The sequence below is a fragment of the Xanthovirga aplysinae genome (genome assembly GCF_009711365.1).
In the GTDB taxonomy this organism is placed as follows: Bacteria; Bacteroidota; Bacteroidia; order Cytophagales; family Cyclobacteriaceae; genus Xanthovirga; species Xanthovirga aplysinae.
In genome coordinates this window covers 1-16,544 of record NZ_SMMB01001267.1, presented here as the reverse complement: position 1 = coordinate 16,544, position 16,544 = coordinate 1, and the positions used below count along the sequence as shown (strand labels likewise).

The following is a 16,544-nucleotide window of genomic DNA, read 5'->3' as shown; positions in this document are numbered from 1 at the left end:
CTTTATGGAAGTAAGTGGACCTTTTAAATCATGAGAAGACCTATAAATAAGTAACTCCAATTCCTTACTTACTTGCTGAAGGTTTTTTGTTCTAAGCGAAACGGTCCGTTCCAAATCCTGGTTAGTTTTTTCCAAAATAATATTTTGGGCTTCAATTTTGTTTTTTAGACCAAGAATCTCATCATTCTTCAAATGTAATTTTGCTGTTACTTTCTTATTATTTTTATACCTTAAGAAAAGGCCCAACCCCATTAAACATAGCAGCAACAACACTACAAACAATAGTCCTATTATGGTTTTATCTTTTTGAATTTCTAAATTCTTAATCCCGATAATTTTTTGTACTCTTTTGTGCTGAAGATCCTTTAGAAATATTTCCGCCACGGCAATGGATTCTTCACTCATTAAACTATCATGAAAAGCCAGAAACTGATTTTGGGCTTTATAGGCCATTTTTATATTCCCCAAAGCCTCATAAACCTTATTGTAAAGAACTGAGTTTTCGGCCATTTGCACTTTTGAAAGTGTGATGTTCGTATAATATTGACTTTTATCCAGGTATTTTAGAGCCAAGGGATATTCTCCCTGAACAAAAGCAAGTTTCGCCATATAATAGTAATCAATCGAAAGCCCATTAATATTATCCAAGCTTTCATTTTGAGAAATTGACCTCCTAAAATACTGGGAGGCCTCTCCAAATTTATTTTCATTCAATGCCACTATTCCTTTATTAAAAAACACTTCAGAAATTCCAAACCTATTATTTGTTTGATTTGCTAATTCTTTAGCTTCCCTAATAAAATCAAGAGCTAGGTCATTGTTTTTTTGAATAGCCTGGATATATGCCAAATTACTTAAAATTTTGACCTTTAACTCTTCAGATCTAATATCCGGTTCGTAATTAAGTGCCAAACCAAAAAGATCTTCAGCCCTTTTATAATTCTTTCTAACTACATTTAACCACCCTATATAATTAAGAATCAAGGCTTTTTGAAACTCGGTTAACTCTTCATGGTCCGAAATTTCCAGGGAATGAAAAAAATAATCAAGCCCTTTTTCCCAATTTCCCTTTTCAAACTGGATTCCTCCCAAGGCCAGAAAGGCATTTTCTATTCCTTTTACATAATTAATATCTTGAGCCTTTTTTAAGGACTTTTCATATAAAAGTAAAGCTTCATCATTTTTGCCTCTAAGGGCGTAGACAACTCCTTGATTTAAAAAAGCCCTAGATAATTCCTTTTGGTCATTTAAACGCTCAGCAAGATTTGCAGCTCGTTTTCCATAAATTAATGCCGAATCTGGATCTAAAAATCGACATTGTTTGGATAAAGCATTATTTTTCTTCATCAAATCTTTTGATGGTACAACACTTCCAGGGCTCCCAATAACATTTATTTCTTTCCTTCCTCGGCCAGAAGCAACTGAGAGACTAAGAAATAACAAAAAAATGACGAATGTTATTTTAAAAATATACTTCATATGATTTCCGAAGAATCATCCACTAAAAAAATCAACCCGTAAAAACAACAAATTGAAAACGACGATTTGGTCAAATTATGGTTAAAAAATCTGGCATTTCACTCAAAATAAAGGAACTTGAAATTACCCGTGGTAATAACTTAAGAAAACCAAAACTTTGCAGAGAAAAGTTAATTTCACAGATACTGGCACACTTACCCTATTTTTACGTTTACCAATTATCGATGGAATAAACCTAAAAACAGTGAGAAGCTTTTCAAGCTACAAAATCTAAAAAGCAGGATAAAAACCTAAACACAACTAAAAAATAGGATCTTTTTTACAATTTCCCTTTAAAAAAACTATCTAATATTAAAATTATAAAACATACCAATAATTACAATGAGATTAAGAACAAATAAATCACAACATAAAAACAACAAAAGGAAATCAAGGGCGGTAAAGTAAAATTATTAAGAGAGGTAAGAGCGTCATATCTGCAATTAAGGCAAAAATAAGAGTAAGACTGACAAATAAGCCCGTATAGAAAGTCCCCCCAAAGGAAGAAAATATCAAAATCAAAAATCCGGCTGCTAAAATTAAACTTGTAATGATTACGGCTTTGCCAGTTGAAAGATAGGTGGTTTTCAGGGCATACAACTTACCCTTCCCCTTATTCAGTTCCAATTTAAACTTACTGATCATATGAATAGTGTCATCGACAGCAATTCCGAAAGAGATCGAAAAGATCACAGAGGTGGACAATTTTAATGGAATAGCGAAAAATCCCATTATCCCAGCAATCATTACCAAGGGGATAACATTTGGAAGCAAGGCGATTAAAATCATACGGAAAGAACGGAACATTAAACCTGCAATAAGCGCAATTACCACAAAGGCGATGGCCAGACCTTGAAGCATATTATTTGCCAAAGTTCTATTATTCTCATCAATCAAAGGAGAGGAACCAGTCAATCTATGGGAAATTAAGGTAGTATCTACTTCATTCTTTATGAAATTTTCCAACTCCCTGTTTTTTTCTAAGGAAGGCTTACTGCCAATATCTGGTGAACGGCCACTAATCCGTCCCAAAGTTTGCTTATTTGCACTTACTTGTGGGACCAATTTACTTTTGTCCATCTTTAGGGCCATTTTCAACACCCGATCCCAATCCTTTTCAATTACTGGAAGCTGATAAAAAATAGGATTTCCTGCATGAAGACCCTGATTTAAAGATTTAACTAAGGATGCCGGCGAAATAAGGTTATTAACACCATATTGCTTATTCAAATAGCTCTCAATCTTAGATATTTCTCTAAGCACCGCGGGATCATAAACTGATATGCCCTTTCTTTTAGGCCAAAAAGCCAATTCAAATGGCCTTACTCCCCCATAATGATCATCAAAAAATTGAAAATCCTTCTTAATACGCGAGTCCTTCGGGGCATCCTCCAACAAAAATGTATTAATCTGAATTCTGGTAATCCCATAAATTGAAAGTAAAGTTATTATGAGAAAGAAAAGCAAAATTGTCTTCTTTTGACTTAATACGAAGCTATATAAACGTCGCAGGAATTTTTGCCAGGAATCATTGTACCTAGCCTTCTTAGTTACACGGGGAGGAGGCATCAAAAGAAGAGAAGAAGGAAAAAAGGTGAAGGCAGTCACAAAAGCAGCCGTTACCCCCAATGCTGTGTAAAACCCAAAGTGCCTAATAGCTACTATGCTAGCAGTATGAAGGGTCAAAAAACCAATGGCGGTTGTCAATGAAGTAAGGAAAGTAGCCCATCCCACTTCCTTTACAGTTATCTGTAAAGCATTTAACTTACTTTTTCCTTGGCTAAGAATTTCTATGTACTTGGTTTGAATATGCACTACATCTGACATCCCCACTACAAATAAGATTGTGGGCATCAAGACCATCATAATATCTAAGGGCTTTCCCAGAAACGCCACAATTCCTAGCATCCAAACAATGGCCATACTCACCACCAAAAGAGGAAGAATCAATAATCGGAAGGAATGAAAGGTCAAATAGAGAAAGAGAATCACTAAAAGAACTGATGCTCCAAGAAATTCGGAAAATTCCCTTTGTAAACTTCGAATGTAAATCCCCTGTGTTTTTGCTTTACCGGCCACATGATAATTTCTGAAGCCATGGCTTCGAATTGCTTTCCTTACATTAAAAGCCAAAGTATCTCCTTTTTCCTTTGAAAGGAATTGGGTGTTTTGTAATATAAGCGCGACAGATTTTCCATCTTTAGCAAAAAAACTCCCTACCAAAGTACTGTCCCTGTAGATTTTCACACTATCCACATAATATCTGTCTGGATCACCAATATGAAGAACGGGTATTTCAATCCAGCCCATTGGAGTATAAACAGGCCTTTTCAAATCAGTTGGAGAATTGACTTTTACAACATCTTCGATCTCACGCAATTCTTTGGTTAAGAGATCAACTTGAGACAAAAATCCTTGCTGAAAAATCCCATCCCTTGAAATTAATGCTATAAGTAAATAGTCGTTGTCATTTTCAAATTCCTGTCGATATTTTTCATAGAAGGTATATTTAGGATCATCTACGGGAAAAAAGTTTTCCACGTCATAGTCAAATTGGATTTTCTGGGTGAAATATAACCCAACAAGGGTTACCAATAAATTAAGGCATATAACCACCCATGCAATTCTCTTTGGCATGGCCTAATAGAAGCTTTTTTGTTAAACAAAAATATTAGCCTTAAAAACCATCATTAGCATAAAATTTCATATACTAAAGCACTGCAAAAAAATTAAACTTGTCCGCCAGAAAAATTTCCTTTTATTTTTAAAGGGAAAGAGTCTTATCTTTGAGAAAAAAAGGGACCAAACCAAAATAATAGACACTCAAAACATGCAACAATATCAAACCTTACTACAACATATTCTGGACAATGGCATAAAAAAAGAAGATAGAACTGGCACCGGCACACTCAGCGTTTTTGGCTACCAAATGCGATTTGATTTATCCCAGGGATTTCCACTTGTAACCACCAAGAAATTACATTTACGATCCATTATTCATGAATTATTATGGTTTTTAAAAGGGGATACCAACATTCAATATTTAAAAGAAAATGGAGTACGTATATGGGATGAGTGGGCTGATGAAAATGGTAATTTAGGACCAGTTTATGGTGCCCAATGGAGGTCCTGGCCAAGTCCTGATGGAACTCACATTGACCAGATCAGCCAAGTAATTGACCAAATAAAAAACACCCCAGACTCTCGTCGACTTATAGTTAGCGCCTGGAATGTAGCTGATATCAACCAAATGAAATTACCCCCTTGCCATGCCTTTTTTCAGTTTTATGTAGCGGAGGGGAAATTATCCTGCCAGCTTTATCAAAGAAGTGCAGATGTATTTTTAGGTGTCCCATTTAATATTGCTTCTTATGCATTATTGACCATGATGACCGCACAGGTGTGTGGGCTGGAGTATGGGGAGTTTATTCACACCTTTGGAGATGCACACCTATATCTTAATCATATCGATCAGGCAAAACTTCAATTAAGTCGGGAGCCTAGAGCTCTTCCTCAAATGGAATTAAACCCAGAAATTAAAAGTATTTTTGATTTTAAATTCGAAGATTTCAAATTGGAGAATTACGATCCTCATCCCCACATTAAAGCACCGGTTGCGATTTAAATGTCATCAACCTTCCAAAGTCAAACACCTTGGAAGGTTGATAGCTCAAATTCTCTACCCTCAATTTCCCTTATTGGGTAAATTCCTGTTACATTACAACAAAAAACCTCATTGGCTTCCATCAAATCAACCTTCTTAGCCTTAACTTCCAACAAATGAGAAGCATTTTTTTTCATTTTTTGAATAATTGCCCTGCGCATAATCCCATCCACGCAGCCAGTTTCGAGAGATGGAGTAAACCAATTATCTCCTACCCGCCAAAAAATGTTTGCTGAACAGCATTCAGAGATAAATCCCTGCTGATCAGTCAAGATCAGATCATCTAATTGTCGTTCTTCACGCTCAATCCCCGCTAAAACATAGGGTAAGGCATTGCAACTTTTAAACCTAGAAAAAGGAGAATAATTTAATTGCACACTTTCTGCAAATGCAACTTGCTCTTTAACAAATGATTTAGGAGAAATAAAAGGCTTAACGGTCATTAACTTTTCAACACCATGACTTTTAGGCGTGTACAAACCACCACTTTTTCTCCATACCTGGAGCTTTATTCGGCAATCCTTATCTTTTAGTTCATTTGCAACAATTAATTCTCCAACCAATTCTTGAAGGCTTATTGCATCTAAAACCTTCTCTGCCTCCATTTTCAAAACCTTCATTCCCTGAACCAGCCTTTCTAAATGCCAGGGTAGAAACCGAATGGTCCCATCCTGTAGAATCATGGTCTCAAACAGGCCATCACCATATTGAAATGCTCTGTTATTGGCCAGAAGGCGCATAGCATCGCTCTCCTGTTCTACTTTTAAATTGTAAATAATATGCATAAAGGACAAAATGTCTGAATTAGGATTAATACAATGAAAAGATAAAGGGATTTAAAGATAAAAGAGAAACTTGTTTTAAAGAACTAAAAAAGCTCTTGCAACCTAAATGATTAAGAAATGGCTCAATTTAAACTTCTGCAAATTAAGTTTCCGTTGTCTATATGCACACAAATAAGCCCAAAATCCAAATATCCTATAAATCTTAACTCAGACAATATACTATCGGTAGATCTTTTTCGTTTTCCCTACCAACTCAAAAGCTCCTCTATGCTGTTAAGGTATTTACTAATTTCATTTTTATTTTTAGGAATCTTCCTTCTCATATTGCCTAATATTGGTTGGGCACAGCAGCATACTTCTGTTTCCCAAACTGAGCTATCAGGAAAGCTAATAAATAAAGATGATCAACAAGCTGCCGAATTCGTCCATTTGATAAACCTCAATAAAAAGTTAGGAACTATCACGAATGAAAATGGAATATTTAAAATCATTGTAAGCGAGGGAGATAAAATTGTGTTTTCTTCGGTGGAATATGAAATGGACACCCTCACCATTGAGAACTTAGAAACCTTTAAAAAGGATGGAATTGTGGTTTCCCTTAAACCAGCCGCCCATATGCTCGATCCCTTGAAAATTGATATTTACCCTGAAGAAGAGGAGTTTAAAAAACGAATACTTTCCTATATACCTGAAGAAGAGTTTGACCTGAATTTACCAAAGGAGGCCTACCTAAGTGAGAAATTCAAAAAGTATAAAGAAGAAGATTTTCATGATGTTGACAACGGAATGGGAGGTGATTTGGTCAAGGTGGGAATTCCGACTTCCTTTATTACCGAAAAATTTAGCAAAAAAGCCAAGGAACGTAAAAAACTAGCTTTAATAAAACAAGAAAAAGGTAAACAACAATTAATTCACTCCAAATTCAATCGGGACATCGTTTCTGATTTAACTTCTCTCAAAGGAAGCAGGCTAGATCAATTCATGGAGTACTGTAAATTTACAGAGGAATTCTTACTCAAATCGAGTAAATATGAAGTACTTGAGGCCATCAACAAAAAGTTCTTAGCTTTTCAAAATGAAGAAGATCCCTACAATAAGATGAATTCCAATCAAGGATAAAGACACGAAAAAAATCAGGAATTCATTGGACTTTCTTCAAAAAAAGAAAAATCATCCCAATTTATAAAATCTTGCTAATCAAATATTTTTTACAATTCTTTGTGAACTTATAATTAAGATAAAAGAAATTGTTTTTAATTCTTCATATTTTGAAAAGGAGTGTTTCCCAGGTATTGGCAGCAGATTTTTAAATTTAACCCAAAAAGAAGAAAGGAAATTTATTTGTTTTAACTTCGTACTGATATGAGACAAATTAAATATCAATAATCAGAATATTTAGAATAACTCTCATATTAGAAATAGAATACAAGTAAAGGAAAAGAGAGTATTTTTAGGTGGTCAAAATCAAAACTTCGAAATGCCTTACAAAATATTAGTCATAAGCAATTACAGAAGCACACAAACTGTCAGACCAGAAGCTGAGGTTTTTATTGGGTTGGCTAAACTAGGTCATCAGATTGACATCATGACTTATGGAGACGGGGAGTACGTAAAGATCTTCAAGGACGCTGGAATTCGGGTAATTGACTTTCATCCAAAGAAAAAATTTTCTTCCTCAACTGTTAAGTTTTTAAGGAATTGGCTTATTAAAGAAAAATATGATTTTCTTCATCTTTTTACTTCAAAAGCCATTATCAATGGACTTAGAGCAAGCCGCAATTTACCAGTAAAGGTGATCCTTTATAGAGGATATGCCGGAAATGTTCACTGGTATGATCCAACAGCCTACTTAAAATTCTTAAACCCAAGGGTCGATAAAATTATATGTAACTCTAATGCAGTAAATGAAAGTTTAGCTAAGCAATTATTTTTCAAAAAAGAGAAATTAGTAACTATCCTTAAGGGTCACCATCCGTCATGGTACGATAATATCGGGAAAATGGACCTAGAAAAAGAGTTGAATATTCCTCAAAATCACTTTAAAATTGTTTGCATAGCAAATGTAAGACCTGTTAAGGGTATCCCTGACCTTATTAAGTCAACCTATTTTCTCCAAGAAAATATTCCAATTCATTTACTGTTGATAGGACAGGGAATGGATTCCAAAGAAATGCAGGACCTCATAAATAAAAGCCCCATTAAAAATAGAATTCATATTCTAGGTCCAAAAAACGACCCCTTAAATATTCTTGCTGCCTCAAATGTATTGGTTCTGCCTTCCCTAAAAGAAGGATTGCCTAAAGTGGTTATTGAGGCTATGAGTTTAGGTATCCCAACAATATCAACTGATATTCCTGGAATCAAAGATTTAGTAATTCATGAAGAAAACGGTCTAAAAGTCCCTGTAAAATCACCTAGGGATATGGCAAATGCAATAATTAAACTCCATAAAAATCCTCTAACCTTAGAGAAAATGGGTCGGAATGCAAAAAAACATATGATAGACCATTTACATATTGACAAAACAATAATAAAAACCATCCAAATGTACAGGGAATTATCCTACCCCAACCAAAAATATTCAGATAAAACACAAGAAACTACCCGAGAAACCGAATTATACACCTAAGTTTTTCACCAAAAAAATTAAAATTCTTCCGATTAATATCGAAGTCTAATGATTTTTATGAGATATAAGAACGCTCTCATTAAATGAGGGTGACATTCATAACAATTGAAATCAAGAAAATAAAAAATAAGAATATAATCTTCTATTTTCTCTTAAGCCTTTTTAAAGGGAGAAAAAACTGTACTGTAATAAAAACAGCATTAAATTCAATAGCATGGCATTAGCCTTTCCTTCAAAAGGAATAATTTAAAGGTCGAACAAAACTAAGGGCTAATAAAACAGCTCTCAAGTTTTTTTAAACGGTTTTTGTAAGAAGTACGAGGGAATTTGGTCCAATCGAAACTCCTACACAATTGGCTCTAATCCACATTAACGAGCTAAGAATAATAATTAAAGCCCTCCTGAATCATTCTGTGTAGAAACCAGTAAAAAGTCTATGTGAAAATCATCAATATCCTCCCCACTATCTTCTTCTTCCTGATACTCTTCAAAAACCCTATCTATTTCCCTTTCTATTTGTTTAAATTCCTTAGGATTAAACTCATCATCAAAATCGTCATCAAATTCTGAAAACTCATCAAAATCATTTCCCAAGTCATTATGATGAGCAATAAGCTGATGTTCATTTTGCAACTTTATAAATACAAGGAAACCAGGTTTTCCCCATTGATTGGTCAATAATTCTTTAGTGGTCATGATTTAATGCTATGAAGATTTCAAGGTGGGACTTTACATTAAATCTACAAATTTTAAAGTCAAATAATCAAGAAAAATCCGCAGAATTAAATCAAAAAAAACACTTCCTGAAGAATAAAAAATCCTTTCAAGATCATTCAATATTACAGTTTTCTCTTGTTTTTCGAACAAATTCTTCTTTATCATCCACTTCAAGCATCAAAATTTGAAAGTGGGTCTTGATTCCAAAGGCTCCAATTGAAAAAGATGGATTCCTAAGATATATGATCACATTATGACCTCCCAATCCTCCTAATAAAGAAAACTTCAATTTTTTCTTTTCATCATTGGGCTCATTGGAAGAAAGTTCAATTTTTGAGATGTTATTAAAAGCAATTTTAGCATTTCCCATTAAACCAAAACGGATATTTATATCCTTTTCCCCTATTTGTATGGGTCGAAAAACTGAAGCCCTATATTGGGCAATCAGGTACAATAAAGAATATAAACTAGCGCCTGTTAAAACCCAGGCAACCGTTGCGTTTACAAAAACATCAACCACCACATGTAAACCCACAGTTTCCACCCCTATAATAAGAATAAAAACCGAAATCATTGCCAATAAGCCGTTCTCTCTATGGTAGGAAAAATAATTATTATCCTCTGAAAACTTAGGTTTCCTACAAAAAAAGGCATAATAAAAAACAGAAATCTCTGTGGAAAAAATATCTGCCACCTTTCGATTTCCAAAAACTCTAAAGGTTACTTCACGCAAAATCTCCAGAAAGTCAATTGCTCCTTCCCTTCCACTTTTCCTAAATTCCTGGATAATTTTTCTTACCCTGGAAAAAACATAAACAATCACTCCTACTTCTGCCAAAGGCAATAGAGTGGTATAGGCCCAATCTAAATATTGCTGATGTTTTTCAGGTAAAATATAGAAGCCCACAAAAAGGGAAAGGACAAAGACCGGAATTACCGTAATTTTGGGAATACTGCTCCGAAAAATTAGTAAAAAATAAACCAAAGGAGCTGTAAAAATCAGATCTGCAGAAACTGCCCTTGAAAACAATAGTGGTTGCTGCATATAGTGAGTGCTCCCCACCAACCATAACATGGCAGCATAAATTGCCGCAAGACCCAGAATTCCTAAAGTAAAGGCCTTGAAATTGGCATTGTATATTTTCATGGCAATAGTATTTACTGGTAAATAATATTGCCATAAATTTAACTTATTATCTATTAATAGAGAACCTTTACCGGTTTATTTCTAACTCCTAACCATAGATATAAAAAAGCTCCTAAAGATAGAATTCCCCCAGACCAAAAGGCATAGGAAAACATTTCCGGGCGATTATCAAAAATCCATGCCCCAATTAAGGCCCCTAAGCCTATGGCTAACTCCATGGCAATAAATAGGGTTGCAATAGCTCTTCCACGATGTTCCGCTTTACATAAATCCACGGCCCATGCAAAAATTATGGGAGAATTAATTCCTGCAGCAATCCCAAAAAGTGCAGATCCAATTAACAGCTCTGTGATGTTATGCGACCACCCAATAAAAAGCATCGCAATTGTTAAAACAGTGGTGGAAACCTTAAGCAAGACCACACGACCAAAACGATCAGACATTTTACCTGCAACCAACCGTACTAGCAAAGAACTTAATGTGAAAACCGTAAAAAATATACCTTTATTTTCTGCTCCCAAATGAACCGTCAGGTCAGGAATAATGGTCATTATTACTCCAAAAGAATAATATGTAAGTAGCATTACTAAAGAAGGAGCAAATACTCTGGGCTCAATGATTTCACTTTTTGAAATACTAAGCAAACGGGGATGAAATGGCCTCCGGCTGGCAATAGGTAGGGTTTCCTTCATCCCAACAAGAATAAGTACCGATAAAATAGCCATTACTGAAGAAGCATAAAACATATAATCTAAAGAAAAATTAAGAGTGATATAGCTTCCCAGTGCCGGCCCGGCAGCCATTCCAAGAGTTCCGGAAATTCCTGATAATCCCATTGCTTCTCCCCTACGATCAGCCGGGACGATGTCCGCCACATAGGCCACGGTAGCTGTAGGTTTAAAACCAGTAGAGAGGCCATGAACAAATCGTAAAAACAGAAAAGCGGCTACTCCCCCAATAAAGGGATAGACAAAACCACAAATGAAACAAACCGCGGCACCAAAAACCATTACCGGGATACGGCCAATATTATCTGTCAACTTTCCGCTGATAGGACGAGAAAGACCAGCAGTGAGGGTAAATAAGGAAATAATCAGCCCTTTATAATCTTCCCCTCCCAATTTTGTTAAATAAGCGGGCAATTCAGCAATCATCATATTGAAACTCCCAAAGAACAAAAAAGAGCTTAGACAAAGTAAAAAAAACTGTAGGGTATAAACTTTTTGGCTAGTAGATGCTTCACTCATTCGTTTTTATTTAGTAGGTAGATATAAATATATAAAGGCCTTTAACGGAGTGTTTTCTAAATTGGATATAAAAAAACAGGTTAAATACTCATTTTAACCTGTTTTATTTACACTTTAAAAATGAACTTCAGATTAATTCTCCTCTGGGCTTTCATTCTGCCCCATTAAAAAGGCACGAATATAATCATCCAACTCCCCATCAAGTACATTCTGCACATCCGTTCTTTCAACTCCTGTTCGAGCATCCTTAATCAGTTTATAAGGGTGGAGGACATAGTTCCGTATTTGAGAACCAAAATCAATTCTCATTTTTGAACTTTCTACCTTAGCTCTTTCCTCATTTCTTTTTTCAATCTCCAATTGGTAAAGGCGAGATTTTAGCATCTTGAGGGCCTTTTCTTTGTTCTTAAGCTGAGCCCTTTCCTGTTGACATTCTACAATAAGACCAGAAGGTGCGTGACGTAAACGTACAGCAGTTTCCACTTTATTGACATTTTGTCCTCCTGCTCCACCGGATCGAAAAGTTTCCCAGGTAATATCAGAAGGTTTAACCTCAATTTCTATGGTATCATCCACAATAGGATATGCATAAACAGAAGCAAAAGAAGTGTGCCTCCGGCCTCCTGAATCAAAGGGAGAAATCCTTACTAAGCGATGGACCCCTATTTCCGACTTCAAATAGCCATAGGCAAAATCACCTTCCAATTCCAAAGTGGCTGATTTAATACCAGCCGTATCTCCTGGCTGATAGTTGACCTGACGAACTTTAAAGCCCTGCTTTTCACCCCACATTGTATACATCCTAAGCAAAATGGAAGCCCAATCCTGACTTTCAGTTCCTCCTGCTCCCGGATTTATCTCAAGCATGGCGCTAAGTTGGTCTTCTTCACTACTGAGCATTTTTTTGAACTCCAACTCATCTACTGAAGTTAACAATTGTTGGTATTCACTTTCCAACTCTTCTGCCTCAGCTTCTCCCAATTCGTAGAATTCCTGAAGGGTTTCCAAATCCTCAATACCAGTATTCACCACTTCAAAACTATTGGTCCACATTTTTTTCCCCTTAATAGTTTTCAGCAGTTTCTCAGCCTCCTTTGGATTATCCCAAAAGTCAGCTTGTGTAGTAATGGATTCTTCTTCCTGAATTTCTCTTATCTTGGTATCGTAGTCAAAGATACCTCCTTAAGGCATTAACACGAGCCTTTAAATCTTTTAATTGATCTGTTGTCATAATAAATTGAAAAATAAAAATAAATCCTTTTGTGAGGAACCCTTCCTCAGAAAAAATGGTCAAACAAGGTATTCTCACAACCTTTCAAACTAAACGGATCTTCCTTCAACCTGTTTTCATTTCAAACTCACTTAAAGGAATTCCCTCCTGTTTATTTAATTTTGAAGACGAAGGTCTGCATTCAAAATAAGATTTGCAAATTCCAACCTAAAACATCCTAAGTATAAAAACGAACCATCATTGAAATTAGCCAAATCAAATCTCCACAATTTCAATAAGCCGATTCCCCTTGGGTTTAAATTTTTTCTTTTTCATTAGCTTTAAAAACACCCCAATTGCTACTAGACTACCCGAAATAATCCAGACACTTTCATTGATCACAATTTCATTTCCCGCCCGTCTTAATCCATTGAAGCCTGTGATAACCACATAAGCCACTCCACCGGCAATAAACCAAGTTCCCCAACGACTGATGCTTATTCCCGGCTTTTTCTCATAAGGCCGGATATCAACCGCCGCTATATTATTTACATTTATAGCTCCGATGTCAAAAATGATCAGGTTTTTTTCCACATCAAAATCTCGAATAATATCCTCTAAATAATTATCCTGATCCTTCAATTTATACCTTATTACTTCTCCTGGATAAATTTGATAACGGCGTTTGCTATTGGCTTTATGAAGAAGCAAGTACTTTTGTGCCTGTACCTCCTGACAAATGCACAACCAAATAAAAGCTACCAACAACAAGAATTTTATATGCATAGGCAAAATATGCCTTATCACAGCCATAAGAGGATACCTAAATTGTTTTCCTTAGAACAGATGAAGAAAAATAGCCCAGGAGCATGTTTATTTATTCTTCGTCAAATACCATTTGAAACATTCATTTTCTTTTCTTCAAGCCATAATCTTCCGCTAATCTTAGAAAAAACACTTCACTCGATTTTCCCTAGGCTATTTGCCTCTTCAAAAAAATTAAACAAACGCTTACTATCAAAACTTTTTAATGGTCGTATGTTTTGAAAATTCCACAAAAAAAGTCCAACAAAATCGTTGGACCTTCATAGGTGTAAAATTCAAAATGAAAATTGAATAAACCTTAATTTGGAAAAGGATCCTCTCTCCTTTACAAAATACGATATACCCAATTGTGTTTATCTTCAGTTATTCCGACTTTAATGGCATCTAATTCCTGAAGCAATCGATTGGAAAGAGTTCTTCCCCCTACTTCTGGTAAATTATATTCTATACCCTCATGTGAGATTACGGCAATATGGGTAATGGTTGCGGCAGTTCCTGTGCCAAATGCTTCTTTCAACTCACCATTTTTTGCAGCCTCAATGATTTCATTGACAGAAACGCGACGTTCTTCCACTTCATAACCCCAATCACGAGCCAAAGTTAGGGCACAGTCTCTTGTAATTCCGTGTAAAATCGTATCTCCTGTATTAGCTGTAATTAATTTATTTCCAATCAAAAACATCACATTCATAGTACCCGATTCTTCAATATATCGGTGTTCCTTAGAATCTGTCCAGATAAGTTGATGATAACCTTGCTGTTGCGCCAATTTTGCTGGATAAAGAGATGCTGCATAATTTCCCGCCGTTTTAGCGGCTCCTGTACCACCTTCTACTGCTCTTGAAAAACGGGTTTCCACCTTTACCTTTACCGGTTCAGAATAGTAAGCCCCTACTGGTCCGGTAATAATCATAAACTTATAAGTATCTGATGGACGAATACCCAGATAATCATCCATTGCAAATATAAAAGGCCTGATATAAAGAGACTTATCCTTACCTGAAGGAACCCAGGCAGAATCCAGTTCTAATAATTTGTTTAAACCCGTCATGAAGATTTCTTCTGGCAATTCCGGCATACACATTCGCATAGCGGATTCTCTAAGGCGTCGGGCATTTTGATCTGGACGAAACACCAACACCTCATTTTTTTCATTTCTATAAGCCTTCAATCCCTCAAAGATGGACTGCCCATAATGCAAAGCCGAATTGGCAGGATTTAGCTTTAAATCCTGGTAGGGAACAATCTGAAAATTAGCCCATTCACCATTCTTATAATCCGCTGTAAACATGTGATCGGAGAAATTTCTTCCGAATACAATATTATCAAAGTCCACCTGATCAATTCGTGAGTGAGTAACTTTTTCAATCTTTATATCAATTGTCTCAACCATAATTTATAAAATAACGTGTTTTGCTGTAGGCAGGAAACCAAAGATCAAAATTAAACAATTTAGCCCCTGATTCAAACGATTTCTGAATTACATTCGGGCTTTCCAGCAAACCTCCTCCACTTTAAGTTCTTGCGCCATTTTGCGAGAAAGAACAAAAAGAAAGTCGGACAATCTATTGAGATATTGTATTATTCTCCAAGTGATAGTATCAGAAGCACCCATTCCAATTACCAGTCGTTCCGCTCTTCTACAAACGCAACGAGCAATATGAGCAAATGAAACTGTTTGATGCCCACCGGGAAGGATAAAGCTCCTCATTTCTGGCAAACCTTCACTCATCTGATCCATGGATTTTTCAAGAAGCTCTACATCACTATCCAATAAATCGGGAACTTTTACTTTTGATTTTTCCAGATCACTGGCCAATAAGGATCCAATGGTAAACAAACGGTCCTGTACCTCTTTCAAAAGGTCCCTGCGTTTACCATTCACCTCAAAATCCCTGAGCAAACCCAAATAAGAATTCAACTCATCTACAGTTCCATAAGCATGAATTCTATCATCAGCTTTGGACACCCTGGTGCCTCCCAACAGAGCTGTTCTGCCTTTATCTCCTGTTCTAGTATAAACCTTCATCTTTTCAATTTAGTACTTAAATTTAAGGAATTGTTAATAAGGAATAATGAAGAATGAATAGAGAGGTTAAAAATTGATGGGAAAAATAAGTGAATGAGTGAATTTTGGAAAACCAAAAATTCACCCACCAATTAATTATTAATTATTAATTTTTCATTTATTTCATCCGATTCTACCAGTCCATCTCTTAGACGAACAATTCGGTGGGCATAATGAGCAATATCATCTTCATGAGTCACCATGATAATAGTATTTCCTTTATCATGCAATTCCTGAAATAAATCCATAATTTCATAAGAGGTTTTGGAGTCTAAATTACCAGTAGGCTCATCCGCCAGAATAATACTGGGTTTATTCACCAAAGCCCTTGCAATCGCAACCCTTTGCCTTTGACCTCCAGAAAGTTCATTGGGTTTATGCTTGGCCCGGTCCCCTAAACCTACATTTTCCAAGCTTTGCATGGCCATTTCTTCTCTATCTGCCTTTCCATAACCTGCATAAACTAAAGGTAAAGCCACATTCTCCAAAGCAGAAGCTCGGGGTAATAAATTAAAGGTTTGAAAGACAAAACCAATTTCTTTATTTCTGACCTCTGCTAATTCATTTTCAGTCATATCACTCACGTGCTTTTCATTGAGGATATAATCTCCGGAACTTGGTGTATCCAAACATCCAATAATATTCATTAGAGTAGATTTTCCTGATCCGGAAGGTCCCATAAAGGCTACATATTCACCTTTAGCAATTTGAATAGAAATAGTTTTGAGAGCGTG

Annotated in this window: 14 protein-coding genes; 3 read left to right on the top strand and 11 right to left on the bottom strand. The window is 35.8% G+C overall.

What is annotated here, in order from left to right:
* A partial coding sequence (locus tag E1171_RS20235) for a tetratricopeptide repeat protein (RefSeq protein ID WP_155207885.1) occupies positions 1 to 1,347 on the bottom strand: 1,347 nt, incomplete at its 3' end.
* Between the two features lie 561 nt (positions 1,348 to 1,908).
* The gene (locus E1171_RS20230) at positions 1,909 to 4,155 is read right to left on the bottom strand and encodes an efflux RND transporter permease subunit (protein WP_155207884.1); all 2,247 of its coding nucleotides are present in this window, start codon (positions 4,153 to 4,155) and stop codon (positions 1,909 to 1,911) included.
* 193 nt (positions 4,156 to 4,348) lie between these two features.
* On the opposite strand from E1171_RS20230, the gene E1171_RS20225 reads away from it, so the two are divergent.
* On the top strand, positions 4,349 to 5,143 hold the full coding sequence (locus E1171_RS20225) for a thymidylate synthase (protein WP_155207883.1): 795 nt from the start codon (positions 4,349 to 4,351) through the stop codon (positions 5,141 to 5,143).
* 20 nt (positions 5,144 to 5,163) lie between these two features.
* Here E1171_RS20225 and E1171_RS20220 read toward each other — a convergent pair whose 3' ends face one another.
* The gene (locus tag E1171_RS20220; protein ID WP_155207882.1) at positions 5,164 to 5,967 is read right to left on the bottom strand and encodes an aminotransferase class IV; all 804 of its coding nucleotides are present in this window, start codon (positions 5,965 to 5,967) and stop codon (positions 5,164 to 5,166) included.
* Between the two features lie 117 nt (positions 5,968 to 6,084).
* Here E1171_RS20220 and E1171_RS20215 point away from each other — a divergent pair, with 117 nt between their 5' ends.
* On the top strand, positions 6,085 to 7,086 hold the full coding sequence (locus E1171_RS20215) for a peptidase associated/transthyretin-like domain-containing protein (RefSeq protein ID WP_155207881.1): 1,002 nt from the start codon (positions 6,085 to 6,087) through the stop codon (positions 7,084 to 7,086).
* Positions 7,087 to 7,444: 358 nt separating this feature from the next.
* A complete protein-coding gene (locus E1171_RS20210; protein WP_155207880.1) occupies positions 7,445 to 8,596 on the top strand; it encodes a glycosyltransferase family 4 protein in 1,152 nt (383 codons plus the stop codon).
* A gap of 390 nt (positions 8,597 to 8,986) precedes the next feature.
* Here the strand turns inward: E1171_RS20210 and E1171_RS20205 are convergent, their stop codons facing one another.
* The 8 genes from E1171_RS20205 to E1171_RS20170 form a co-directional block, all read right to left on the bottom strand.
* On the bottom strand, positions 8,987 to 9,292 hold the full coding sequence (locus E1171_RS20205) for a hypothetical protein (RefSeq protein WP_155207879.1): 306 nt from the start codon (positions 9,290 to 9,292) through the stop codon (positions 8,987 to 8,989).
* Positions 9,293 to 9,425: 133 nt separating this feature from the next.
* Positions 9,426 to 10,460, bottom strand: a complete 1,035-nt coding sequence (locus tag E1171_RS20200; protein WP_155207878.1) for a hypothetical protein — start codon at positions 10,458 to 10,460, stop codon at positions 9,426 to 9,428.
* A gap of 53 nt (positions 10,461 to 10,513) precedes the next feature.
* Positions 10,514 to 11,707, bottom strand: coding sequence for an MFS transporter (locus E1171_RS20195; protein WP_155207877.1), 1,194 nt, complete (start codon positions 11,705 to 11,707; stop codon positions 10,514 to 10,516).
* A gap of 132 nt (positions 11,708 to 11,839) precedes the next feature.
* Positions 11,840 to 12,938, bottom strand: a protein-coding gene (prfB, locus tag E1171_RS20190; RefSeq protein ID WP_155207876.1) for a peptide chain release factor 2 whose coding sequence is annotated in 2 segments (ribosomal slippage) — positions 11,840 to 12,877 and positions 12,879 to 12,938 — 1,098 coding nt in all. Because the reading frame shifts where the segments join, the coding sequence is not laid out codon by codon here.
* A gap of 255 nt (positions 12,939 to 13,193) precedes the next feature.
* Positions 13,194 to 13,703, bottom strand: a complete 510-nt coding sequence (locus tag E1171_RS20185; RefSeq protein ID WP_155207875.1) for a hypothetical protein — start codon at positions 13,701 to 13,703, stop codon at positions 13,194 to 13,196.
* A 364-nt stretch (positions 13,704 to 14,067) separates the two neighbouring features.
* The gene (locus E1171_RS20180; protein WP_155207874.1) at positions 14,068 to 15,135 is read right to left on the bottom strand and encodes a branched-chain amino acid aminotransferase; all 1,068 of its coding nucleotides are present in this window, start codon (positions 15,133 to 15,135) and stop codon (positions 14,068 to 14,070) included.
* An 87-nt stretch (positions 15,136 to 15,222) separates the two neighbouring features.
* Positions 15,223 to 15,771, bottom strand: a complete 549-nt coding sequence (locus tag E1171_RS20175; RefSeq protein ID WP_155207873.1) for a cob(I)yrinic acid a,c-diamide adenosyltransferase — start codon at positions 15,769 to 15,771, stop codon at positions 15,223 to 15,225.
* Positions 15,772 to 15,902: 131 nt separating this feature from the next.
* Positions 15,903 to 16,544 (bottom strand): ABC transporter ATP-binding protein (locus E1171_RS20170; RefSeq protein ID WP_155207872.1); only part of this gene is annotated, 642 nt, incomplete at its 5' end.